This window comes from Polaromonas sp. YR568 (assembly GCF_943369675.1).
GTDB lineage: Bacteria > Pseudomonadota > Gammaproteobacteria > Burkholderiales > Burkholderiaceae_C > Polaromonas.
The window spans coordinates 1-24,322 of sequence record NZ_CALROB020000020.1 but is presented as its reverse complement, the minus strand read 5'-3'; the positions used below and the strand labels follow the sequence as shown (position 1 = coordinate 24,322).

Annotated in this window: 22 protein-coding genes; 21 read left to right on the top strand and 1 reads right to left on the bottom strand. The window is 66.6% G+C overall.

Annotation, left to right across the window (positions count from 1 at the left end; all coding sequences use genetic code 11):
* Positions 1-65 precede the first annotated feature (65 nt).
* The 20 genes from ACLV8F_RS12500 (at position 66) to ACLV8F_RS12405 (ending at position 22,893) form a co-directional block, all read left to right on the top strand.
* Positions 66-851 (top strand): sulfite exporter TauE/SafE family protein, encoded by a 786-nt coding sequence (locus ACLV8F_RS12500; protein WP_411884546.1) that lies wholly within the window; start codon positions 66-68, stop codon positions 849-851.
* A 4-nt stretch (positions 852-855) separates the two neighbouring features.
* Entirely contained in the window at positions 856-1,041 is a 186-nt protein-coding gene (locus tag ACLV8F_RS12495) for a hypothetical protein (RefSeq protein WP_411884545.1), read from the top strand.
* 217 nt (positions 1,042-1,258) lie between these two features.
* Positions 1,259-1,357 (top strand): potassium-transporting ATPase subunit F, encoded by a 99-nt coding sequence (locus ACLV8F_RS12490; RefSeq protein WP_007865713.1) that lies wholly within the window; start codon positions 1,259-1,261, stop codon positions 1,355-1,357.
* On the top strand, positions 1,357-3,156 hold the full coding sequence (kdpA, locus tag ACLV8F_RS12485) for a potassium-transporting ATPase subunit KdpA (RefSeq protein WP_411884544.1): 1,800 nt from the start codon (positions 1,357-1,359) through the stop codon (positions 3,154-3,156). Before ACLV8F_RS12490 ends, kdpA begins: the two co-directional genes overlap by 1 nt.
* Positions 3,157-3,181: 25 nt before the next feature.
* Positions 3,182-5,272 (top strand): potassium-transporting ATPase subunit KdpB, encoded by a 2,091-nt coding sequence (kdpB, locus tag ACLV8F_RS12480; protein ID WP_411884543.1) that lies wholly within the window; start codon positions 3,182-3,184, stop codon positions 5,270-5,272.
* A 15-nt stretch (positions 5,273-5,287) separates the two neighbouring features.
* Complete coding sequence (gene kdpC / locus ACLV8F_RS12475) at positions 5,288-5,860, top strand: potassium-transporting ATPase subunit KdpC (protein WP_411884542.1); 573 nt, start codon at positions 5,288-5,290, stop codon at positions 5,858-5,860.
* 105 nt (positions 5,861-5,965) lie between these two features.
* The gene (locus tag ACLV8F_RS12470) at positions 5,966-6,205 is read left to right on the top strand and encodes a hypothetical protein (protein ID WP_411884541.1); all 240 of its coding nucleotides are present in this window, start codon (positions 5,966-5,968) and stop codon (positions 6,203-6,205) included.
* A 192-nt stretch (positions 6,206-6,397) separates the two neighbouring features.
* The gene (locus ACLV8F_RS12465; protein ID WP_411884540.1) at positions 6,398-9,106 is read left to right on the top strand and encodes a DUF4118 domain-containing protein; all 2,709 of its coding nucleotides are present in this window, start codon (positions 6,398-6,400) and stop codon (positions 9,104-9,106) included.
* Positions 9,107-9,124: 18 nt separating this feature from the next.
* Positions 9,125-9,832 (top strand): two-component system response regulator KdpE, encoded by a 708-nt coding sequence (kdpE, locus tag ACLV8F_RS12460; RefSeq protein WP_411884539.1) that lies wholly within the window; start codon positions 9,125-9,127, stop codon positions 9,830-9,832.
* A gap of 52 nt (positions 9,833-9,884) precedes the next feature.
* The gene (locus ACLV8F_RS12455) at positions 9,885-10,733 is read left to right on the top strand and encodes a pseudouridine synthase (protein ID WP_411884538.1); all 849 of its coding nucleotides are present in this window, start codon (positions 9,885-9,887) and stop codon (positions 10,731-10,733) included.
* 108 nt (positions 10,734-10,841) lie between these two features.
* Positions 10,842-11,315: a response regulator gene (locus ACLV8F_RS12450; protein WP_411884537.1), complete on the top strand. Its 474-nt coding sequence runs from the start codon at positions 10,842-10,844 to the stop codon at positions 11,313-11,315.
* A gap of 213 nt (positions 11,316-11,528) precedes the next feature.
* Positions 11,529-12,707: a serine hydrolase domain-containing protein gene (locus tag ACLV8F_RS12445; RefSeq protein WP_411884536.1), complete on the top strand. Its 1,179-nt coding sequence runs from the start codon at positions 11,529-11,531 to the stop codon at positions 12,705-12,707.
* A gap of 35 nt (positions 12,708-12,742) precedes the next feature.
* A complete protein-coding gene (locus ACLV8F_RS12440; RefSeq protein ID WP_411884535.1) occupies positions 12,743-14,086 on the top strand; it encodes an esterase/lipase family protein in 1,344 nt (447 codons plus the stop codon).
* 246 nt (positions 14,087-14,332) lie between these two features.
* Positions 14,333-14,890 carry a spore coat U domain-containing protein gene (locus ACLV8F_RS12435; RefSeq protein ID WP_411884534.1) on the top strand — a complete coding sequence of 186 codons (558 nt, stop codon included), beginning with the start codon at positions 14,333-14,335 and terminating at the stop codon, positions 14,888-14,890.
* 24 nt (positions 14,891-14,914) lie between these two features.
* The gene (locus ACLV8F_RS12430) at positions 14,915-15,715 is read left to right on the top strand and encodes a molecular chaperone (protein WP_411884533.1); all 801 of its coding nucleotides are present in this window, start codon (positions 14,915-14,917) and stop codon (positions 15,713-15,715) included.
* Positions 15,666-18,101: a fimbria/pilus outer membrane usher protein gene (locus tag ACLV8F_RS12425; RefSeq protein WP_411884532.1), complete on the top strand. Its 2,436-nt coding sequence runs from the start codon at positions 15,666-15,668 to the stop codon at positions 18,099-18,101. The genes ACLV8F_RS12430 and ACLV8F_RS12425 overlap by 50 nt, the downstream gene beginning before the upstream one ends.
* Before the next feature lie 10 nt (positions 18,102-18,111).
* Positions 18,112-19,125, top strand: coding sequence for a spore coat protein U domain-containing protein (locus ACLV8F_RS12420; RefSeq protein WP_411884531.1), 1,014 nt, complete (start codon positions 18,112-18,114; stop codon positions 19,123-19,125).
* Positions 19,126-19,319: 194 nt separating this feature from the next.
* The gene (gene htpG, locus ACLV8F_RS12415; RefSeq protein WP_411884530.1) at positions 19,320-21,200 is read left to right on the top strand and encodes a molecular chaperone HtpG; all 1,881 of its coding nucleotides are present in this window, start codon (positions 19,320-19,322) and stop codon (positions 21,198-21,200) included.
* Between the two features lie 176 nt (positions 21,201-21,376).
* Positions 21,377-21,646, top strand: a complete 270-nt coding sequence (locus tag ACLV8F_RS12410) for a helix-turn-helix domain-containing protein (RefSeq protein ID WP_411884529.1) — start codon at positions 21,377-21,379, stop codon at positions 21,644-21,646.
* Complete coding sequence (locus ACLV8F_RS12405; RefSeq protein ID WP_411884528.1) at positions 21,643-22,893, top strand: HipA domain-containing protein; 1,251 nt, start codon at positions 21,643-21,645, stop codon at positions 22,891-22,893. Before ACLV8F_RS12410 ends, ACLV8F_RS12405 begins: the two co-directional genes overlap by 4 nt.
* Here ACLV8F_RS12405 and ACLV8F_RS12400 read toward each other — a convergent pair whose 3' ends face one another.
* Positions 22,894-23,808 (bottom strand): LysR family transcriptional regulator, encoded by a 915-nt coding sequence (locus ACLV8F_RS12400; protein ID WP_411884527.1) that lies wholly within the window; start codon positions 23,806-23,808, stop codon positions 22,894-22,896.
* 287 nt (positions 23,809-24,095) lie between these two features.
* Here ACLV8F_RS12400 and ACLV8F_RS12395 point away from each other — a divergent pair.
* Positions 24,096-24,322: VOC family protein (locus ACLV8F_RS12395; RefSeq protein ID WP_411884526.1), on the top strand; the 227-nt coding region annotated here is incomplete at its 3' end.

Sequence of the window (24,322 nt, the reverse complement as noted above, 5' to 3'; positions counted from 1 at the left end):
GGACGAAGGCTGCCAGCGCATATTACCGCTTGAGCGCCGGCGCGCCGTTGCGCAGAATCGGCCGCATGAACCCGATCAACAACTTTATGGGCGCGGGCCACGACACCGTCTTGATGGCCATCGTCGCCGGTGTATTCCTGCTGGCCGGCCTGGTCAAGGGCGTGGTCGGGCTGGGGCTGCCGACGCTGTCCATGGGCTTGCTGGCCGGCGTGATGCCGCCGGCGCAAGCGGCGGTGCTGCTGATCCTGCCTTCGTTGCTGACGAACGCCTGGCAGATGTGGGACGGGGCCGCGCTGGCCAGTCTGCTGCGGCGGCTGTGGCCGCTGCAACTGGGCGTGGTCGCCGGGACGCTGTGGGCGCCGGTCAGCCTGGTCACGCTCAATGCGGGGCTGGCCTCGATGGGCCTGGGTGCGGCGCTGATCGTCTATGCGCTGCTGGGGCTGTTTGCGATGCCGCTGGCGGTGCCGCAGCGAGGCGAGCGGGCTTCTTCCTTCGTCACCGGACTGCTCACGGGCGCCATCACCTCGGCCACCGGCGTGTTTGTGTTCCCGGCCGTGCCTTACCTGCAGGCTTTGGCGCTCAGGAAGAACGAGCTGGTGCAGGCGCTGGGTCTGTCGTTCACGGTGTCCACCGTTGCGCTGTTTTTGCGCCTGGTGATGGAGGGCTCTTTTGCCATGGGTCAATTGCCCGGCGGCTGGAGCCTGCTGCTGCCCTTGCCGGCCGCACTGCTGGGTATGGCCGCCGGCCAGGTGTTGCGCGGGCGTGTGGGTGAGAAGGGCTTCAAGCGCCTGTTTTTCGCGGGCCTGCTGCTGATCGGCGTTTACATGGTGGCGCGCGGCGCAATGCACTAGGGCAATGGAAACCCAGGCCGAGGTGTCGCAGGCCCTGGAGGCGCTTCATGCCAAGGCCGCATGCCTGGCCTTGCGGCTGGAGGAGGCCGGCGATCTTCTGCTGCCCGAGGCCGCGTCCCTGCTGGACGACATTGACGCCCTGCGCGCCCTGCACCTGCGCGTCGTGACGCGGCCTCACGTGCTGCCCTGAACAGGCCCAAAAACCCGCATTTTTACGCTTTCTTTATACCGGCCACCGGTCTTTCATCCCCGTTTTTACGCACCGAATCCGAAACTTCTCCCATCGTTTGTCAGCTGGAGAAAGTCATGGATCTTGCGTTTATTCTCGGTGCCGCCTCCCTGTGGGGCGTGATGGTTTTGCTGGTGTGGGGCTTCAAGAAGCTTGAAAAGCCTGAAGGAGGCCGCTCATGATCAGCCTTGACGTCCTGTACGGCTTTGGCGGCATCTGCGCCGTCTTGCTGCTCACCTACCTCGTGTATGCGCTGATCTGCGCCGAGGAGTTCTGATGAGCCATTCTTCATGGGGCCTGCTGGCCCTTTTCCTCGCTGCGCTGCTGGTCACCGCCTGGCCGCTGGGCATCTGGCTTGCTCGCCTCTATGCCGGCCAGCTGCCGAAATGGATGCACAACGTAGAAGCGCCGCTGTACCGCCTGGCCGGCACTTCGGCCGATACCAGCATGAAATGGTCGCAGTACGCGCTGGCCTTGCTGGCTTTCAATGCGCTGGGTGTGGTCGCGGTCTATGCCTTGCAGCGCCTGCAGGTGTGGCTGCCGCTGAACCCGGCCGGCATGGCGGCCATTTCGCCTGATTCGGCTTTCAACACCGCCATCAGCTTTGTTTCGAACACCAACTGGCAGGGTTATGCCGGTGAATCGACCATGAGCTACCTCACGCAGATGCTGGCGCTGGCGGTGCAGAATTTCTTCTCCGCCGCCACCGGCATCGCCGTGGTATTCGCCTTGTTCCGCGGCTTTGCCGCGCGGGCCACGGGCGCCATCGGCAACTTCTGGGTGGACGTCACGCGCATCACGGCCTGGCTGCTGCTGCCGCTGTCGCTGGTGTTTGCGATCTTCCTCGTGGGGCAGGGCGTGATACAGAACTTCGACGGCTACAAGGACGTCGCGACGCTGGAGACCACGGCTTACCAAGTGGCCAAGACCGGCGCCGACGGCCAGGCCCTCAAAGACGACAAGGGCAACGCCGTGATGGAAGACGCGAAGACTGCCACGCAGACCCTGGCCATGGGCCCGGTCGCGTCGCAGGAGGCCATCAAGATGCTGGGCACCAACGGCGGCGGTTTCTTCAACGCCAACTCGGCCCACCCTTATGAGAACCCGACGGCGCTGAGCAACTTCTTCCAGATGCTCTCCATCTTCCTGATCCCCGCGGCGCTGTGCTTTGCCTTTGGCCGCGCGGTGGGCGACCAGCGCCAGGGCTGGGCCGTGCTGGCCGCGATGACGGTGCTGTTTGTGGTCGCCGTGGTGGCCATCACGCCGGCCGAACACGCCGGCAACCCGCTGCTGCCGCCCCTGGGGGTGGACCAGACGGCGAGCTTGCTGCAGGCCGGCGGCAATATGGAAGGCAAGGAAACCCGCTTCGGCATCGACGCCTCCAGCCTGTTCGCGGTCATCACGACGGCAGCATCCTGCGGCGCGGTCATCGCCATGCACGACTCCTTCACGCCGCTGGGCGGCATGGTGCCCATGGTGATGATGCAGCTCGGCGAGGTGGTGTTCGGCGGTGTCGGCACCGGGCTTTACGGCATGCTGATCTTCGCCATCCTCGCGGTGTTCATCGCCGGCCTGATGATAGGCCGCACGCCGGAATACCTGGGCAAGAAGATAGAGGCGCATGAGATGAAGCTGACCTCGATCGCCATCCTGGTCACGCCCATCCTGGTGCTGGCCGGCACGGCCGTCGCGGTGCTGGCAGGCGCCGGCAAGGCCGGCATCGCCAACCCCGGTGCGCATGGCTTTTCGGAAATCCTCTATGCGCTGACCTCGGCCGGCAACAACAACGGCAGCGCCTTCGCGGGCCTGTCGGCCAACACGCCCTTCTACAACACGCTGCTGGGCATCACCATGTGGCTGGGCCGCTTCGGCGTCATCGTGCCGGTGCTGGCGATTGCCGGCGCGCTGGCCGCCAAGAAGCGCCTGCCGGTGACGGCCGGCACCATGCCCACGCACGGCCCGCTGTTCGTGACGCTGCTGATAGGCACGGTGCTGCTGGTGGGCCTGCTCAATTACGTGCCCGCCCTGGCGCTGGGCCCTGTGGTCGAGCACCTGATGCTCTGGCCCGGCCAATAAACGCGAGGCTCAAAGAGAAATCGATATGAATACCCAAAAACCTTTTGTGCTGCTGGACCCCGCTTTGCTCAAACCCGCGATCGCGGCGTCCTTCACCAAGCTGAGCCCGCGCGTGCAGTGGCGCAACCCCGTGATGTTTGTCGTCTACATCGGCAGCATACTGACCACCCTGCTGGGCCTGCAGGCCTTGCAGGGGCAGGGTGAGGCGCCCGCGGGTTTTATCCTGGCCGTGGCTGTGTGGCTGTGGTTCACCGTGCTGTTTGCGAACTTCGCGGAAGCGCTGGCCGAAGGCCGCAGCAAGGCGCAAGCCGCGTCGCTGCGCAGCCTGAAAAAGAGCACCTGGGCCAAGAAATTCCAGGCGCCCAACGGCAAGCTCTTCCACGGCACGGCCTGGCTGCCTGAACAAGCCGAGAACCTGCGCAAGGGCGCGGTGGTGTTCGTCGAGGCCGGCGACATGATCCCGCTGGACGGCGAGGTGATTGAAGGCGTGGCTTCGGTCGACGAGAGCGCCATCACCGGCGAGTCGGCGCCGGTGGTGCGCGAATCGGGCGGCGACTTCTCGGCTGTGACCGGCGGCACGCGTGTGCTGTCCGACTGGCTGGTGGTGCGCATCGTGGTGAACCCCGGCGAGTCCTTCCTGGACCGCATGATCAGCATGGTCGAGGGCGCCAAGCGCCAGAAGACGCCCAATGAAATCGCGCTGACGATTTTGCTGGTGGCGCTGACCATCGTTTTCCTGGTGGTCACGGTCACGCTGCTGCCTTTCTCGATGTTCAGCGTGGGCGCGGCCGGCGCCGGCACGGTGGTCAGCATCACCGCGCTGGTGGCCTTGCTGGTTTGCCTGATCCCGACCACGATTGGCGGCCTGCTGTCGGCCGTGGGCGTGGCCGGCATGAGCCGCATGATGCAGGCCAATGTCATCGCCACCTCGGGCCGCGCGGTGGAAGCCGCCGGCGACGTGGACGTGCTGCTGCTGGACAAGACCGGCACCATCACCCACGGCAACCGCCAGGCGTCCACCTTTTTGCCGGCGCCCGGCGTGACCGGTGCCAAACTGGCCGTCGCCGCCATGCAGGCTTCGATGGCCGATGAAACCCCCGAGGGCCGCAGCATCGTCACGCTGGCCCAGCGCCTGGGCGCCGCCGAGGCCCTGGTGGGTGAAAGCCATGAAGTGCCGTTTACCGCGCAGACGCGCATGAGCGGCATCGACGTGCAGCGCCCCGACGGCAGCACACGCCAGCTGCGCAAGGGCGCGGTCGATGCGATCCGCAAACATGTGGAGGCGCTGGGCGGCAGCGTGCCGGCCGAGGTGCTGCGCGCGTCGGACGAAGTGTCGCGCCGCGGCAGCACGCCGCTGGCGGTGGCCGACGGCAACATCGTGCTGGGCATCGTCGAGCTGAAAGACATCGTCAAGGCCGGCATCAAGGAGCGCTTCGGCGAACTGCGCCGCATGGGCATCAAGACGGTGATGATCACCGGCGACAACAAGCTCACGGCCGCCGCGATTGCCGCCGAGGCCGGTGTCGACGACTTCCTGGCCGAGGCCACGCCTGAAGACAAGCTGAAATTGATACGCCAGTACCAGGCCGAAGGCCGGCTGGTGGCGATGACGGGCGACGGCACCAACGACGCGCCTGCCCTGGCCCAGGCCGACGTGGCGGTGGCCATGAACAGCGGCACGCAAGCCGCCAAGGAGGCCGGCAACATGGTGGACCTGGATTCCAACCCCACCAAGCTGCTGGAGATCGTGGAGACCGGCAAGGCCTTGCTGATGACACGCGGCTCGCTCACCACGTTCTCGATCGCCAACGACGTGGCCAAGTACTTCGCCATCATTCCGGCCATCTTCGTGAGCACCTACCCGCAGCTGGCCGCGCTCAATGTGATGCGCCTGGGCAGCCCCTCGTCGGCGATTTTGTCGGCGGTGATTTTCAACGCGCTGATCATCATGTTTCTGATCCCGCTGGCGCTCAAGGGCGTGAAGTACCGCGCCGTGGGCGCCGCCACCTTGCTGCGCCGCAACCTGCTGATTTACGGGCTGGGCGGCCTGATCGTGCCCTTTATCGGCATCAAGGCGATTGACCTGTTGTTGGTCGCCCTCAACCTCGCGAACTGATCCCAAGGAAATCTCATGAAAACCATTCTTCGCCCCGCACTCGTGATGTTCACCGTGCTGACCCTGGTCACCGGCGTGGCCTACCCGCTGGTGGTGACAGGCGCCGCGCAATCGCTGTTCCCGGCGCAGGCCGGTGGCAGCCTGATACAGCGTGACGGCAAGCCCGTCGGCTCCGCGCTGATAGGCCAGAACTTCAGCGACCCCGGGCATTTCTGGGGCCGCCCCTCGGCCACCGGTCCCATGCCTTACAACGCCGCGGCCTCCAGCGGCGCCAACCAGGGACCGCTCAATCCCGCGCTGGTGGATGCGGTGAAGGGCCGTATCGAAGCCCTCAGGGCGGCCGACCCAGGCAACACGGCGCAGGTGCCGGTGGACCTGGTCACGGCGTCCGCCAGCGGGCTGGACCCGCACATCAGCCCGGCCGCGGCGCGCTACCAGGTGGCGCGGGTGGCGAAGGCGCGCAACTTGCCGGTGGAGAAAGTTCAAAGCCTGGTCGAGCAGCGCACCGAACGCCCCTTGCTGGCCGTCCTGGGCGAGGCCCGCGTCAACGTGCTGCAACTCAATCTTGCTTTGGAGGCTCTTCGTTGAGAACCTGTTATGGCCTATGCCGCTTACTGTGATTCGTTTGGTCTGGTTCCTGCTCTTGTCGTGCCGCGTCCCGCCGCGGTGAAGTGGGTCGTGATGGACCTCACCGTGCCAAGCCGCGATGCCATCTGGGTGCGGCGTGCGCTGGTGAACTGCGAGGGCGTCGGCATCCTGCGCTGCATTCCCCAACTCGACGAGCACCAGGTGCGGCTGGAGATCCGGCTGCCGTCGCACAGCGCGGCCGAGGTGATGGACTGCGTGATGGGCTGTGTGCCCGGCGGCATGATCGGCCCGCTGATTTCGTGGTGCCGCCACCTGCAGCGGCACGGGCTGAGCCATGGACGCTGATCTGCTGCACGCCCTGTGCGCGCTGGCCGCCTTCGTTATTCCACTTGCCGTGGCCTGGTGGATCGCGGGCCGCGACGAAAGGCCCGCAGCGCAGAAAGAGGACGGAGCGGACGCACAGCCGGAACCTCCCCGGTGTTACCCTTTGCGCAGCGACCTTTGAGCCTTTTGAAACCACAGCAACAACGCAGCCGCATGGCCATCTCCCCAGACGCCCGTCCCGACCCCGACCAGCTTCTTGATCGCCTGCGCGGCGAGGAAGAAAAAGCGCGCCGCGGCCGCCTGCGCATCTACTTCGGCGCCAGCGCCGGCGTGGGAAAAACCTACGCCATGCTGAGCGCCGCGCAGCGTGAACGCAAGGCCGGGCGGGACGTGCTGGTCGGTGTGGTCGAAACCCACGGCCGCAGCGAAACCATGGAACTGCTGGCCGGGCTGGAGCAACTGCCTTTGCACGAGGTGGCCTACCGCGGGCACACGCTGAAAGAATTCGACCTGGACGCGGCGCTGGCGCGCAAGCCGGCGCTGCTGCTGGTCGACGAACTCGCGCACAGCAATGTCGAAGGCTCGCGCCACGCCAAGCGCTGGCAGGACGTGCATGAGCTGCTGGAGGCCGGCATCGACGTCTGGTCGGCCGTCAACGTGCAGCACCTGGAAAGCCTCAACGGCACGGTGGGCGCCATCACCGGCATACGCGTGCATGAAACCGTGCCGGACACGGTGCTGGACGGCGCCGATGAAATCATCCTGGTCGACGTCACGCCCGACGAGCTGATGGCGCGCCTGAAAGCCGGCAAGGTCTACATGCCGCAGCAGGCCGAGCGTGCGGCGCAGAATTTTTTCCGCAAGGGCAACCTGATCGCGCTGCGCGAGATTGCGCTCAGGCGCACGGCCGAGCACGTGGAAGACGACGTGCGCAGCTACCGCGTCGAAAAATCCATCGCCCCGGTCTGGAACACCGAAGGCGCCATCCTGGCCTGCATAGGCCCGCGCGAGGGCGCCGAGCAGACGGTGCGCACGGCGGCGCGCCTGGCCGGCCAGCTCAATGTGCGCTGGCATGCGGCTTATGTGGAAACGCCGCGCCTGCAGTTGCTGGAGGTCGCGCAGCGCGACCGCATCCTGGCCGTGATCCAGCTGGCCGAGGAACTGGGCGCGGCCACGGCGGTGCTGACCGGCAGTGACGCCGCGGCCGAACTCGTGGCGCAGGCCCAGCAGCTCAATTGCGCAACGCTGGTGGTGGGCCGCCCGCAGTTGCAGGGCTGGCGCGCGCTGTGGGCCGGCACGACGATGACGCGCCGCCTCGCGACGCTGGCGCCCACGCTGGACATCGTCGAGGTGGGCCATGCCGACAGCGCGCGGCGGCTGGCGCGCGCTGTGCAGCGTTCGGCCGAAGACGACGAGGCTGCGGCCTGGCGCGGCAAGCTGCCGGGTTATGCCTGGGCGGCGGCCGGCAGCGCGGCCGTCACGCTGCTGACGCTGCCGCTGCTGGCCTACTTCGACCTGGCCAACATCGTCATGCTCTTCCTGCTGGGCACGGTGCTGGTGGCGCTGAAGTTCGGGCGCGGGCCCGCGGCGCTGGCGGCTTTCCTGAATGTCGCGGCCTTTGACTACTTCTTTGTGGCGCCGCGGCTTTCGTTCGCCGTCAGCGACGTGCAGTACCTGGTGACCTTTTGCGTGATGCTGGTGGTGGGCCTGTTGACCGGCCAGCTCACGGCGGGCCTGCGTTTCCAGGCGCGCATCGCGGCCAGCCGCGAGCGCCGCGCGCAGTCGCTGTTCGAACTCACACGCGATTTGTCGGCCGCGCTGCTCAGCGAGCAGGTCATGGAACTCGGCGAGGCGGCGGCGCAGCGCAACTTCGGCGGGCAGGCGCTGGTGATGGTGACCGACAGCCATGACCAGCTGCTGCCACCGGCCAAACCGCCCGAGGACTTCGATGCCAGCGTGGCCGACTGGGTGTTCCGCAACGAGCAGCCTGCCGGGCTCGCGACGGCCACCTTGTCGGCCCAGGCCTGGCATTACCTGCCGCTCAGGGCGCCCATGCGGGTGCGCGGCGTGCTGGCCGTGAAGCCTGCGCAGGCGCGCTGGCTGCTGATTCCGGAGCAGATGCAGCAGCTTGACACGCTGGCACGGCAGATCGCGATTGCGCAGGAACGCGTGCACTATGTGGAGGTGGCCCAGCAGGCGGTGGTGCAGATGGAATCCGAAAAACTGCGCAACATGCTGCTGGCGGCGATTTCGCATGACGTGCGCACGCCGTTGACGGCGCTGATAGGCTTGGCCGATTCCCTGCAGCGCACGGCGCCGCCGCTGAGCGACGAGCAGTCGCAGGCGGCGCGCGCCATCGCCGGCGAGGCGCGCCACCTGAGCGCGCTGGTCAACAACCTGCTGGACATGGCACGGCTGCAAAGCGGCGCGGTGAATTTGCGCAGCGACTGGCAGTCGGTCGAGGAAATCGTCGGCTCGGCGATACGCCAGTCGCAGCACGCGCTGGCCGGCCGGGCCGTGGTGACGGCGCTGCCCGCCGACCTGCCGCTGGTCGAATTTGACGCGGTGCTGATGGAACGCGTGCTGGTCAACCTGCTGGAGAACGCAGCCAAGTACGGCAAGCCGCCGATTGAAATCAGCGCGCAGGTGACGGACACGGCGCTGCTGCTCACGGTGCGCGACCACGGACCCGGGCTGCCGGCCGCGCTGAAAGGCCGGGAACACGAGCTGTTTGAAAAATTCACGCGCGGCGCGGCCGAGTCGGCCACGCCGGGCGTGGGCCTGGGCCTGGCGATCTGCCAGGCGGTGGTGCAGGCGCACCGTGGGCAGATCACGGCAAGCAATGCCGCGGGCGGTGGTGCAGAATTCAGCATCACCCTGCCGCGGCGCGCGCCGCCCCGGGGCCTGCCCGAAACCGCCTGACGTCCTTCCTCTTTAGCCATGTCACAGTCCGCACCCGTCGCCGTCGTCATTGAAGACGAGCCGCAGATACGCCGCTTTGTGCGCGCGGCGCTGGAGGCCGAAGGCTGGCAGGTGTTCGAGGCAGACACCGCCCAGCGCGGGTTGATCGAGGCGGGCACGCGCAAGCCCGATTTGCTGGTGCTGGACCTGGGCCTGCCCGACGGCGACGGGCTGGACGTGATCCGCGACGTGCGCGGCTGGTCGGCCGTGCCGATTGTGGTGCTGTCGGCGCGCGTGGACGAGGCCGACAAGATCGCCGCGCTGGACGCCGGCGCCGACGACTACCTGACCAAACCCTTCGGCGTGGGCGAGCTGCTGGCCCGGGTGCGCGCCAACCTGCGCCGTCCGCGCGCGGCCGGCGCCGACGGCGCGCCCGAGGAGCCGGTGTTCAGCTTCGGCGAGGTGCAGGTGGACCGCCAGGCGCGGCTGGTGCGGCGCGCCGGCGTGGAGGTGCACCTCACGCCCATTGAATACCGCCTGCTCAATGTGCTGGCCAGCCACGCCGGCCGGGTGCTGACGCACCGTCAATTGCTGCGCGAAGTCTGGGGCCCGTCGCACGCGGAGCAAAACCACTATTTGCGCATCTACATGGGCCATTTGCGCCAGAAGCTCGAGGCCGACCCGGCCCAGCCCCAGCACCTGCTGACCGAAACCGGGGTCGGTTACCGGCTCTGGGTGGGACAATAGCCACCATAGCGCCCGAACAGCCGGGCACCCAGCTCGATCAAGTACCCCGCCCATGCAAGACCCCCTCAAACCCGGCCCCAAACCCGCGGGCGCCGCCGTCCGCATCCCCAAACCCGCCGCGCCGGCGGCCGCACCGGGCGCGCCCGCGCCCACCGTGCGGCTGAACAAACGCATGGCCGAGCTGGGCCTGTGTTCGCGCCGCGAGGCCGACGACTGGATCGCGCGCGGCTGGGTGCGTGTGAACGGCGCGCCGGCCGTGATGGGCCAGCCGGTGGCCCCGGACGCGCGCATCGAAATCGACCGCCAGGCCGAGCAGCAGCAGCGCCAGCAGGTCACCATCCTGATCAACAAGCCGGTGGGCTACGTCAGCGGCCAGGCCGAAGACGGCCACGAGCCGGCCGTGGTGCTGGTGCAGCCGCAGAACCGCTGGCGCGAATGCAACAGCCGCATGCGCTGGGGCCATGAGCAGTTGCGCGGCCTGGCGCCGGCGGGGCGGCTGGACATTGATTCCATTGGCCTCTTGGTGCTGACCCAGGACGGGCGCGTGGCGCGCCAGTTGATCGGCGAAGACTCCGACATCGAAAAAGAGTATTTGGTGCGCGTTAGCTACGGCCCGGAAACGGTCGACGTGCAGTCGGTGTTCCCGCCCGAAAAGCTGGCCCTGCTGAACCACGGCCTGAGCCTGGACGGCCAGGCGCTGCGGCCCGCCAAGGTATCGTGGCAAAACCCCGAGCAGCTGCGTTTTGTGCTCAAGGAGGGCAAAAAACGCCAGATCCGCCGCATGTGCGAGCAGGTGGGCTTGTTTGTGACGGGGCTCAAGCGCGTGCGCATAGGCCAGGTCAACCTGGGCCATTTGCCGGTAGGCCAATGGCGTTACCTGGCGCCGCACGAGCACTTCTGAAGCCGGTTTAATCCCATGGCCTTCAGGGCGGCAGGTAGTGCACTGTCCTACCCGGATGCAGGCGAACGGATGGCAGCTAATGCCTTGCCGCGGCCTAAAGTAGGTCGTATGGCACTCATTACCTACCTCGTCGAAGACAACAAGATCGTTCTGGACAACCTCGTCGAGGCGCTCCAGGAGATCGCCGCTGTCGAGATCACGGGGCACAGCGCCACGCAGGCCGAGGCCAGCCAGTGGCTGCGCATGCATGACGGTGAATGGCATTTGGCCATCGTCGACCTGTTTTTGAAAGAGGGCAGCGGGTTGGGCGTGCTGGCCGGTTGCCGCAAGCGCGAACCCTACCAGAAGGTGGTGGTGCTCACGAATTACGCCACCGATGAGATCCGCCGCCGCGCCATGGACCTGGGCGCCGACGCGGTGTTCGACAAATCCAGCGAGCTGGACGGCCTGTTCGCCTATTGCGCGGAACAGACGGCCCAGGAAGGAAAACCAGCCAACCAGCAGGCGCAGCGCGCGGCGGTCGCACGGAATCGGGAAGCGCATGCCGCGCAGGCGCGGCGCGGGACCCCTTCGGGTTCCTGAGGCGCCGCGGGTTCATCCGCCTTTTTTGCCTGTTGAACAGCCTCCCGGGCCGTTCCGCCATATTTCATTTGCAACGGGCGCACAGGCCTTTGGGTGTTGCACAAGCGGCCCCCCGGAAAGTAAGCTGCCCTCTGGTCAATCACGGAGGGATCAACGATGCATGCTTGCCATCCTGCCAGGGACTTTTCAACACGCCCGCTTTATCGCCTCACTGTGGCCTGCTGCCTCGCGCTGGCCGCCTGCGCCGCCCATGCCCAGGAAGCGCCCGCGCAAATCCCGTCCGCCGTGGCCGCACAGATCGACGCGCTGGTGGCCGAATACGTTCCCAGCGCTTTGCCCGGCTTGCAACTCGCAGTCGGCAAGGGCGGCACGGTGCTGTATGCGCGCGGCTATGGCGCGGCCGATGTGCGCGCCGGCGTGGCGATGACGCCCTCCACGCCGGTGAAGATAGGCTCGGTCACCAAGCAGCTTACGGCGGCCACGTTGCTGAAGCTGCAGGAGCAGGGCAAACTTTCGCTGTCGGATCCGTTGTCGCGCTGGATTCCCGAGGTGCGCTACCAGCCGGACCCGACGATCGCCCAGGTCATGGGCATGGTGGCGGGCATTCCCGGCGCCGAGCAAGACCCCGACGATGTGCTGCTGGGCAGCGTGCCGGCCGTGCTGCAGGAGCCGCCGATTGCCCGGGAAAAGCTGTTTGCCAACCTGCAGGCGCGCGGCCTGTTCGCGCCGCCGGGCACGGCCTACGATTATTCGAACGCCGGTTACATCGTGCTGGGCCGTGTCATCGAGCGCGCCGGCGGGCAGCCGCTGGAGGCGGCCTTCACACAACTGCTGTTCAGGCCCGCGGGCATGACGGCTTCTTACATGCTGGGGCAGCAGCCCCGGCCCGGCGCCGCCGTCGGCCATTACCGCGTGAAGCCGGGTGACGCCTGGCGGGTCTGCCCCGACCTCAACTCGGGCTTTGACGCGACAGGCGGCGTGGTGTCCACCGCGTCCGACATGGTGCGCTGGGACGGCGCGCTCAAGGGCGGGGCCGTGATCTCGGCGGCCAGCCTGGCGCGCATGCGCACGCCGGCCGCGCTGGCCGGCGGGAAATCGGCGCCCATCGGCATGGGGCTGGCGGCGCTGGGCGGGCCGGGCAGCTACGGCGCGGCGGGGCAGACGGTCAGCTTCGCGGCCGCCAACGCGAGCTACGGCAGCGGCTACGACGTGGTCCTGCTGGCCAACGGCAGCAACACGATCGGCGATGCGGCCTACCCGCGCTTTGTGCTGGCGGCGCGCATCCACAACGTGCTCAACCCGGGCGTGCCCGAGCCCGTGCCGCTGCTGCCGCCCAGCGGCGGCATCATCGAACCCACCCCGCCGACGGAGTTGTTGAGCCTCTGCAAATAGCTGGTGCATGCGCGGCTTCGCCTCCACAATGGGGCATGACCCCACCCGAACAGCCAGACCCACCCGAAAAGCCGGGCCTGTTTTCGCCGGGCCTGCTGCCTACCTGGCTGCATGTCTCGGACATCCAGGGCCTGGCGCAGCTCGCTACCCAGGCCACGCTGGGCGTCACGGGCCTGGCCGAAAACGTGCAGGGCAATGTCTACAAGGCCGTCGCCGCGCCCTTCGGCCCGCTGGGCGCGAAATTCATTGACCGCAAGCCGGGCGGCAGCGGCGTGCGTTCGCTGGGCATCACCGGCCTGGTCTACGGCGGCATCAGGGGCGTGACACGGCTGGCCGGCGGCACGGCCAATGCGCTGCTGTCGCGCGCGGCGGCCAGGCCGGATACGCGGCCCTCGACACCGCAGCGCGAGGCCATGCTGTCGGCGCTCAACGGCGTGCTCGGCGACCGGCTGGCGGAGACGGCCAACCCGCTGGCGATTTCCATGCGGCTGCGCTCGCAAGGCCTGCCGCTGCCGCTGCCGCTGGAGCCGCAGGCGCTGGCGGCACGGCTGCCGGGCGCGACGGGCAAGCTGCTGGTGATGCTGCACGGCCTGTGCATGAACGACCTGCAATGGAACAGTGCAACCGGCGCGTTCAGGGGCCACGGCGAGCAACTCGCGCGCGAACTGGGCTACACCCCCATTTACCTGCACTACAACACGGGCCTGCATACCTCGGCCAACGGCGAGCAGCTGGCCGGCCTGTTGCAGCAACTGGTAAAGGCCTGGCCGCGGCCGGTGGAAACCATCACGCTGCTGGCGCACAGCATGGGCGGCCTGGTCGCGCGCAGCGCCTGCCACCAGGCGGCCGAGGCCGGCTACAGCTGGCCGGCGCAGCTCAAGGCCCTGGTGTTCCTGGGAACGCCGCACCACGGCGCGCCGCTGGAGCGCCTGGGCAGCTGGGTGGACGGCGTGCTGGGCGGCAACATCGTGACCAAACCCTTCGCGAAAATCGGCCAGCTGCGCAGCGCCGGCATCACCGACCTGCGCCACGGCAATGTGCTGCATGCCGACTGGCACGACGCCGGGCGCTTTGAGCGCGGCCCCGATGCGCGGCAGCCCGTGCCCCTTCCGGCCGGCGTGGATTGTTTCGCCGTGGCGGCCACCACGCTGGCGCCGGGCAACGGCCCGCTGCCGGCGCTGCGCGAGGCGCTGGCCCGCAAGATGGTGGGTGACGGCCTGGTGTCGCTGGAAAGCGCGCTGGGCCAGCATGCGGAACCGGGCCGCTGCCTGGCCTTTTCCCCGGAAAACCAGTGGATCGCGCAGGGCATGAACCACATGGAGCTGCTCAGGCGGCCCGAGGTGACTCAGCAGTTGCTGCGCTGGCTGCGCGCCGCCTAGGGCCTGTTACAGACCCTGGTCCGCACCCGGAAGTTGCCGGGCTAAAACCTGACAGGCCGCCGGGGTATGCGCCTACAAATCAGCTCAATTGCAACAAGACGTCGCCCACTTATGTGAATTTGTACCGATTTGAGCCCCAAAAGCGGGCATTCCTCACGCTAAAACTGATTATTGGTAACGTGTTGTCACAAGTTGGAATCCTGCGACCTAAAATTGCGGTCTTTCCACTTAACTTTCGAGAGCACCATGTCCAAATCTGTAACTTCTGGAAGCACCAAACTGGGTATGGCCCGCGCCGCCCTGCTGTCTGTTGCCGCTGTCGCCGCCATGGGTGCTGCGCAAGCCGCTACCGACACCACCACCTTCAAGGTCAAGCTGACCGTGACCGAATCCTGCCTGATCGGCGCAACCCTGCCCACCGACGTGAGCTTCGCCAACCAGGCCCGCACCGCCGCCGCCCTGACGCTGGACGCCGCAGGCCAACTGAACGTGAACTGCACGGTTGGCACCGCTTACAACATCGGCCTGAACGGCGGCCTGAACGCCACCATTCCCGCCGGCACCGCCGCTCCTGTGGCCGGCAACCGCCGCATGCGCCTGGGCGCCACCACCAACTACGTGCCTTACGAGCTGTACTCCAATGCCGCCCGCACCACGTTCTGGGGCAACACCATCGGCACCAGCACCCTGACCGGCACCGGTACCGGCGCATCAGTGGCCGTGCCTGTGTATGGCCGCGTGACCTCCGCCAACGTGCCCGCCGGCGCGTACGAAGACACCGTGACCGCCACGGTCACCTACTAATAAAATAGCGCGACGATGAACAGCATGCGCAAGACACCCCCGCCGCGTGGGCTTTCCACCTGGCGCCGGGCCGTTTTGGGCATGGCCACGGCATGCGGCCTGCTGGCCGGCTACAGCGGTTCCGCTACGGCCGCCAACCTGCAGGTCTCGCCCATTTCACTCGAGTTTTCCCCGCGCGAACAGGCGCAGGGGATATGGCTCAGCAATTCCGGCACCACGCCGCTGCGCGCCCAGGTGCGTGTGCAGCAGTGGAGCCAAACGGACAACCAGGACCAGCTGGCCGCCACGCGCGAGCTCGCCGCCAGCCCGCCCGCGGTCGATATCCCGCCCGGCGAGAAGCAACTGGTCCGCATCATCCGCCTGCAACCGGCGCAACCCGCGCTGGAGCAGACCTACCGCCTCATCATCGACGAGCTGCCGGCCGCCACCGCCGACGGCTCGATGCCGCCTGGCCTGCAGTTCCTGCTGCGTTATTCGGTGCCGGTGTTCATCGGGGTGGAAGACCCCGCGCCCGCGACCGGCAAACCCAGCGACATCTCCCAGCTGGCGGCCAGCCTGCAGGCCGCCGCGCAGCCGGCCACGCTGACGGTCAAAAATACCGGCCGCAAACGTGTCAAGATCAGCCAGCTGGTCCATGTCGATGCCGCCGGCAAACGCACGCCGCTCGCCTCGGGACTGCTGGGTTATGTACTGGCAGGGCAACAGATGCAGTGGCCCCTGAACCTTTCCACACTGCAGGGCGAGCCGGGCGCCGGCACGCTCAAGGCTAAATTCAATGCGGACCTGGAAGAGCAAACGCTGCCGCTGGTCACTCGTCTTCCTTAGTGTCGCGGGGGCCCTCGCGGCCTGCGGCAGCGCCCATGCGCAACCTGAGCCCGGCAAGCCCGCCGGCGCCGCGCTGGCCGGCGCGCCCGAGGAGGAGCTCTATCTCGAAATCACCCTCAACAGCCTGGCCACGGGCCGGCTGGCGCGCTTCGTGCGGCGCGGCAACGCGCTGTTTGCCAGCGCCGAAACCCTCAAGGAAATCGGCCTCAAGGCGCCGGCCCGCGGCGACGCCGACGGCCTGGTCGCCCTGGCCGGGCTGCAAGGGCTCAAGACCCACTTCGACGCCACGGCGCTGCGGCTTGAGCTGCTTGCGCCCATCGAACTGCTGGACCGCCCCGTGACCCGTTTCGGCGCGCAACTGGACCCGCGGGCCGTCGTCGACCCGGCCACCCGGGTGCCGGGCCTGGTGGTCAACTACGACCTTTTCGCGCAGGAAAGCAGCGGCCAGAAATCCGTGAGCGCCTTCACCGAGGCCCGGCTCTTCGGCGTGGGCGAAGGCGTCTACAGCAACACCATGATCAGCCGCGCCGAAAGCGCGCTGGGCGCCACCCGGCACCGCAACATCCGGCTCGACACCTACTGGCAGCGCAACTTCCCCGACGATGCCCGGTCGCTGACGGTGGGCGACCTGACGACGGGCTCGCTGTCCTGGTCGCGCCCCACGCGTGTCGCCGGCGTGCGCCTGTCCACCAACTTTGCCCTGCAGCCTTACCGCGTGACCACGCCGCTGGCGTCGTTTGAAGGCTCGGCCGTGCTGCCTTCCACCGTGGACCTGTTCGTCAACGGCCTCAAGCAATCGACACAAACCGTGCAGCCCGGCCAGTTCCAGCTGAGCGGCATTCCCTCGCTGGGCGGCACGGGCCAGGCGCAGATGGTGATCACCGACATCAACGGCCAGAGCCGCACCGTGAGTTTCGACCTGTACGGCGCGCCGCAGTTGCTGGCCGCCGGCGTGGCCGACTGGTCGCTTGACCTGGGCACGGTCAGGCGCAACTACGGCATCGACTCCTTCAGCTACGGCGGCGCGCTGGCCAGCGCCAGCGGGCGTTACGGCCTGAGCGAAAGCACCACGCTGGAGGCCCATGCCGAGGCCGGCTCCGGGGTGGTGCAGGGCGGCGCGGGCGGCGTCTGGCTGCTGGGCGCGCAGGCAGGCTTGTTCAGCGCTTCGGTGGCGGCCAGCCACCAGTCGGCGGTTTCGGCCGCGGGGGTGAATGCGCCGGCAAGCGGCGAACAGCATGCGGCCGGCTACCAGTGGAATTCGCAGCGCTTTTCGCTGTCGCTCAACACGCTGCGGCGAAGCATGGGCTTTCGGGACGTGGCCGGCCAGGCCGGCGAAGTGCCGGCGCGCGGCAGCGACTCGGCCTATTTCGGCGTCAGCACCGCCCGCTGGGGCCAGTTTGGTTTCAGCGCCATCCGCCAGTCGTACTTCAACGCGCCGCCGGTGCGTTTTGCCGGTATCGGCTGGTCTTACGCCTTGCCGGGCAATGCCAACCTCAATCTCAGCCTCAACCGCAACCTCGACGACCCGAACGGTTCCAGCCTCTACCTCTCCTGGTCCATGCCGCTGGAGCGCAACCTGAACGTCTCCACCACCGCGCGCCACGCCGGCGGCGCCAACAGCCTGGCGCTGGATGCCGCGCGCACGCCGCCCGGCGACGCCGGCGGCTGGGGCTGGCGCGTGCAGGCCGGGCTGGGGGACAGCAACAGCGCGCAGGGGCAGGTCAGCCAGTTCGGCAAGTACGGGCAATGGATGGGCGGCATCAGCCAGCTGGGCGGCCAGGACGGCGCGCCGTCCAGCCGCTCGCTCTACGGCAGCGCCAACGGCGGCCTCGTCTGGATGGAGGGCGGCGTCTACCCTTCGCGCCGGGTGGACGATGCCTTCGCGCTGGTTTCCACCAGCGGCGTGGCCGGCGTGCCGGTGCGGCTGGAAAACCGCGTCGTCGGCGAAACCGACGCCAAGGGCATGCTCTTCGTCACGCAGCTCAACGCCTACCAGAAGAACCGCCTGAGCATAGACACGCTGGAACTGCCGGGCGACATGCGCATCTCGCGCGAGTCCCTGGAGGCGGTGCCCGAAGGCCGCAGCGGCATGCTGGCCCGCTTCAGCATGCGGCGCATCCTGGCGCTTCAGTTCAGCCTGCGCGCCGCCGACGGGGAATGGCTGCCCCCGGGCAGCCAGGTTTTTGTGGAAAAGGACGCGAAAGAGACGAAAGAGACGGGAAAGGCCGCCACCGTGGTCGGCTACGACGGCCTGGCCTACCTTGAAGACCCGCCCGAGGGCGCCGTGCTGCGCGTGCAACTCGCCGGCGGCAGCTGCCGGGCCGCTTTGCCCGCCGGCCTGCAAGCCAGCGGTCTGATGGACCTCGGCGTGCTAACCTGTCAATGAAAGACTCGCCATGCCACTGATGACCCCCGCCTTTTTCGCGCCGCGGCGCCTGTACGGCGCCTTGCTGGCGGCCGCCTGCGCGCTGCTGCTGCAGTTGCTGCCCGCAGCGCCGGCGGCGGCGCAAAGCTGCTACATCGGCAACGCCGGCAGCATTGCGCTGGGCACCGTCAGCCCCGACGCCAACACCGACACGCAGAACAACCTGCCGTACACCTGCCAGTCCAACGCAAACACCACTTACTTCCGCGTCTGCATGTTCATCCCCGAGGGGGCGCCGATTCCCGGCGTCAACCCGCGGCGCATGACCAACTACAACGGCGCCGAAATGCAGTACGACCTGTACTCCGACGCCGCGCGCACGCAGATCATCGGCCCGCCGCCCAACGGCAACGGCTTTCCCCTCTATACCTTCACCGCCGTGGTGCCCGGCGGCTACACGCAACAGCAGAACACGGCGCCCATCTATGCCCGCGTGCCCGCGGGCCAGAGCCTGCCGGCCGGCAACGCCTTCCAGGCGCAGATAGGCGGCGGCACGATTTACTGGAGCTGGAGCAACGCCGGCTACCCGGCCAACTGCAACAGCGGCGCGGGCGGCACCGGCAACGCGACTTTTTACCAGGGCGTCACGGCCAGCGTTTCCAATGCCTGCCGCATCACGCTGGCGACGGACCTCGACTTCGGCAATACCGGCGCGCTGACGGTTGCCCGGGAGCAGACCTCGACCATCATGGTGCGCTGCCCCACCGGCACCACCTGGCGCCTGGGCCTGAGCAACGGCAGCAACGCCGTCGGCACGGTGCGGCGCATGCGCAATGCGGCGGGCAACTACGTCACCTACGAGCTCTACCGCGACAGCGTGCGCACCCAGCGCTGGGGCAACGCCGTCGGCACCGACACCTCCAGCGGCACCGGCCAGGGCGAGTCCACCCCGGTGGCGCAAAGCGTCTACGGCCGGGTGCCGGCCCAGCCGGGCACGCGCACCGGCGCCTATTCCGACACCATCACCGTCACGCTGACGTATTGAGGCGCCGGGCGGCGCGCCGCCGTGGAAAACTCGGTTGAAAATCCGGTTTTTGCGCCTATGTGCTGTGCAGCAAAGCCGGCGCGGCGCTTGACGTAACATGACGCACCTGCAGGCCGGCGGCAGCCCGTCCAGGGCTCCCGCCGGCCCGCCCCGCCTTTTTTCCAACCCTGTATTTCCTCATCCAGACTCAGACGATGTCCAAACAAACGCTTTCCTTCCAGGCCGAAGTCGCCCAGCTGCTCAAGCTGGTCACGCACTCCCTGTACTCCAACCCCGAAATCTTTCTGCGCGAGCTGATTTCCAACGCCTCGGACGCCTGCGACAAGCTGCGCTTCGAGGCGCTGAACGAGGCCTCGCTCTACGAAAACGACGCCGAACTCAAGGTGAAGCTGAGCTTCGACAAGGCCGCCAATACGCTGACCATCACCGACAACGGCATAGGCCTGTCGCAGCAGGAAGCCATCGACAACCTGGGCACCATCGCCAAGAGCGGCACGCGCGACTTCATGGCCAAACTTTCCGGCGACCAGAAAAACGACGCGCAGCTGATAGGCCAGTTCGGCGTGGGTTTTTATTCGGGCTTTATCGTGGCCGACAAGATCACGGTGGAAAGCCGCCGCGCGGGCCTGCCCGCCGGCCAGGGCGTGCGCTGGAGCAGCGACGGCACCGGCGAGTTCGAGGTCAGCGAGATTGAGCGCGCGGAACGCGGCACCAGCATCATCCTGCACCTGAAGGAAGACGCGCTCGACTACCTCAACGCCTGGAAGCTCAAGGGCATCGTCAACAAATATTCCGACCACATCTCGCTGCCCATCCTGATGGCCAAAGAGGAATGGAAAGAGGGCGAAAACGACCAGCCCGGCGAGATGGTGGCCACCGGCGAGTGGGAGACCGTCAACCAGGCGGCGGCCCTGTGGACGCGCACCAAGAAAGACATCACGCAGGACCAGTACGACGAGTTCTACCGCCAGCTCAGCTACGACAACGAAGCGCCGCTGGCCACCACGCACAACCGCGTCGAAGGCTCGACGGAATACACGCAGCTGCTGTTCATCCCGTCCAAGGCGCCCATGGACATGTTCAACCGCGACAAGGCCGCGGGCGTGAAGCTCTACGTCAAGCGCGTCTTCATCATGGACGACGCCCAGGCGCTGATGCCCACCTATTTGCGCTTCGTCAAGGGCGTGGTGGACTCGTCCGACCTGCCGCTCAACGTCTCGCGCGAGTTGCTGCAGGAAAGCCGCGCCGTCAAGGCCATCCGCGAAGGCTGCACCAAGCGCGTGCTGGGCATGATCGAAGACCTGGCCGCCAACGACGCCGACAAGTTCAAGACCTTTTACGCCGAGTTCGGCGCCGTGCTCAAGGAAGGCCTGGGCGAGGACTTCGCCAACCGCGACCGCCTGGCCAAGTTGCTGCGCTTCGCCTCATCGACCACCGACACCGTGAGCGTGGGTTTTGCCGACTACAAGGCCCGCATGAAGGAAGGCCAGGACGCGATCTACTACATCACCGCCGACACGCTGGCCGCCGCGAAGAACAGCCCGCAGCTGGAGATCTTTCGCAAGAAGGGCATTGAAGTGCTGCTGATGGCCGACCGCGTCGACGAATGGGCGCTCAACTACCTGAACGAATTCGACGGCACGCCGCTGCAGTCCGTCGCCAAGGGCGCGGTGGACCTGGGCAAGCTGCAGGACGAGGACGAGAAGAAAGCCGCCGAAGAGGCGCAAACCCAGTTCAAGCCCATCCTCGACAAGCTGAAAGAAGCGCTCAAGGACAAGGCCAAGGACGTGCGCGCCACCACGCGCTTGGTCGACTCACCGGCCTGCCTGGTGGTGCAGGACGGCGACATGTCGACCCAGCTGGCCCGCATGCTCAAACGGGCCGGCCAAGCCGTGCCCGAATCCAAGCCCATCCTCGAAGTCAACGCCCAGCATCCGCTGGTCAAAAAGCTCGAAAGCGGCGAACACTTCGACGACCTGGCCCACATCCTGTTCGACCAGGCCTTGCTGGCCGAAGGCGGCATGCCGAACGACCCGGCGGCTTATGTGCGGCGGGTGAATGCGCTGCTGGTTTAAATAGTTGTTCCTATAGGGACAAATCCCTCTAAATTTCAGGTAATTTAGCGTTATTTGTTCTCTTGAGAACAAATATCTTCTCCCTGAGAGCTAAATGTCAAAAATTGTTCTTTTAAGGACAAATTGACGACAAAGAGGGACGTTTTGCAGTAAAGTGACCCTATAAGGTCAAAAAAATGCAACTCGAACCTCAAACTCTTCCCGGATTGGCGCAAGCGCTTGTGGCTGAGCGGAGGCGCCAAGGTTTGTCGCGCGAGCAGGCCGCCGCGGTCTGCAATGTGAGTGAATCCTTTATTCGCGACGCTGAAAGCGACCCCGGCAGCTGTTCGCTGGCAAAGTTATTGCAGCTGACCTATGGCATGGGGCTGACGTTCACGCTGACGGGCTGGCAGCTTGAGGAAGCCGCCGGCGATGCCGGCGCTCCTGCAAAAGCCCGCGCCGCATGATCCGCCTGCGCGTCTGGGCCAACGTCAGGCCCATGGGCTGGTTCGGCCATGAGGCCGGCGACTATTTCTTTGAATACGACGCGCAGTGGCTGCAGCAGCCCGGCGGCTATGTGCTGGCGCCGCAATTCCCGCTGGCGGATATCCGCTTCGCGGGGCCGCTGGTCCGCAGTTTTTTTGAAAACCTGCTGCCGGAAGGCACGGCGCTGGACGACGTCATCGCCGCGCTGGCCTTGCGCGACCCTTCGCCGTTTGAACTGCTGGGCCAACTTGGCAAGGAATTGCCGGGCGTGTTGTCCCTGCTGCCTGAAGAGGCGCAGCCGGCCATGCTCCAGCAATACCGTCCACTCCCCTATGAAGAACTGAGCGGGCGCATACGCAGCCTGAAGCCGCTGCTGGTGTCCAACGAACAGGGCACCATGTCGCTGGCCGGCGCGCAGGAGAAGATGGGCTTGCGCTTCGACAAACGCTCGAAGCTGCTGTCCGAAAGCGTGGGCGCCTCACCCACCACCCACATCCTCAAGCCCGATACACGCCAGCTGCGCTACCAGCCCAGCGCGCTCAACGAATATGCCTGCATGAAGCTGGCAAAGGCCTTGAAGCTGCCCGTGAATGAGGTTGCATTCCTGCGTGTGCCCGAGCCGGTTTACCTGGTCGAGCGTTACGACCGTGTTAACCTGGCCGGCAACATTGTCGGCCTGCACCAGTTCGATGGCTGCCAGTTGCTGGGCCACGGCTCCGGCTGGAAATACGAGCGGCAGGGCGGCCTGGCAAGCATTCCCAAACTGGTGGCCGCCTTGCGCGCTCTACCGGTGCGCGGCAGCGAACTGCTCAAGCTGCAGCAGTGGGTCATGTTCAATTACCTGATCGGCAATGCCGACGCGCATGCCAAAAACCTGTCGGTGCTGGTCGACGAAAAGGGTTTCCGCCTGGCGCCGTTTTACGACCTGCTGTGCGTGCGCGCTTGCGGCGACACCGGCCTGGCGCTGTACATCGGCGACGAGGACAACTTCGACGCGGTGGGCGTCCATTCATGGGAAGCCCTCTGCAAGGATTGCGGGTTCCGCCTGCCCGAGACCTTGAAGGGCTTCCGGAAAATGGCGCAGGACATTTTGCCGGCCTGGCAAAAGACAAAAGCGGCCCTCGTCAAGGACCTGACGCCGGTTGGCCGCGAGCTGGCGCTGCTGGAGAAGATGGGCGCCGTCTTCGAACTGCACAGCGCGCATGCGCTCTCGATGACGGCGTCTTAGTCAGCGCACGGCTTTTTTGCGCTTGGCCTTGGGCGCCAGCGCGGACATCTGGTCATACAGCTGCTGCGCCGCCGACGACAGCGGGCGGCCGCGCCGGCGTATCAGGCCCACGGTGCGCGAAATCACCGGCTCCACCAGTGGCACGCTGACCAGGATGGGGTGGCCGTCGGGCGGCATGGACAGGCGCGGCACGGCGGCCACGCCCATGCCGGCTTCCACCAGGCTGACCAGGGTGGAGACGTGCTGCGCCTCGCAGTACCAGCGCGGCCGGTTGGCGTTTTCACTGAGCGCCAGGTCCAGCAAAAAACGGTTGCCGCTGTTCTTGGTGACCGACATGTATTCATGCGAGGTGAGGTCTGCCCAGGTGACTTTTTTCTTGCGCGCCAGCGGGTGCTCTGCACGGCAGGCCACCACAAAGGGTTCTTTCAAAATGGGCTCGAACTCCAGGTCGGGCTCCTGCGTGCCGATGTAGTTGAGCCCGAAATCCGCCTCGTTGCGCAGCAATGTCGTCAGCACCTCGTTGGCGCCCTGGTCGATGATGCGCACCATGATCTGCGGGTAGCGCTCATGGTAGGCCTTGAGGATGCCGGGCAGGAAGTAACGCACGGCCGAGGGGATGCAGGCGATGGTGACTTCGCCGCTCACGTGCGTGGCCACGTCGCGTATGCCCATCAGCGACTGCTCGAGGTTGCTCAGCAGCTCGTTGGCCCGGTGCGAGAACTCGCGGCCCACCGTCGTCATGTCCACCTTGCGGGTGGTGCGGTGGAACAGGCGCACGCCCAGGGCGCCCTCGAGCTTTTCAATCCGCCGCGACAGCGCGGGCTGGGACAGGTGCAGTTCCTCGGCGGCGGCGCGAAAGCTGCCCAGCTTGGCCACCGCCACAAAGGCGCGCAAATCGGGTAAATCGAAATTCATGTGTGCCACGCATTAATCATAAGAAAGATTGCATTTTACAGAGCAATAGTCTTGGCCCATCATTCGTGCATGCCGTTTCCGAAGTTGCTGCCCGCATGCGCATGCGCCACAGCACACCGGGGGCGGCGAAGGTGCCGGAATCTCCCGCGGTGAGACAACTCCGGTGAGGCATGAAACCATTTTCGGAAGCTGTCCGTCGGCCATGAGCCGAAGCCGCCGGACTGCTGCCACCCTAAAAACACCTGGAAGGGGCTCCTGCGGCCCCTCCCCCATAAAAGGAGATATCCATGAGCCGAATAGTCCATCTGTCGCTGAAGGTCGACGACATCCAGAAAACCGGTGACTTCTACCAGAAGATGTTCAACTTCCAGGACGCCGTGACCAAGAAGACGCGCGACCACACCTCGCGCCACATGACGGACGGCGAGATCGATTTCACGCTGCTGACCTATGACGACGACGCCACCTCGGCCGAATCCACCGCGGCCGGCGACGGCCCCTGCATCCACCACTT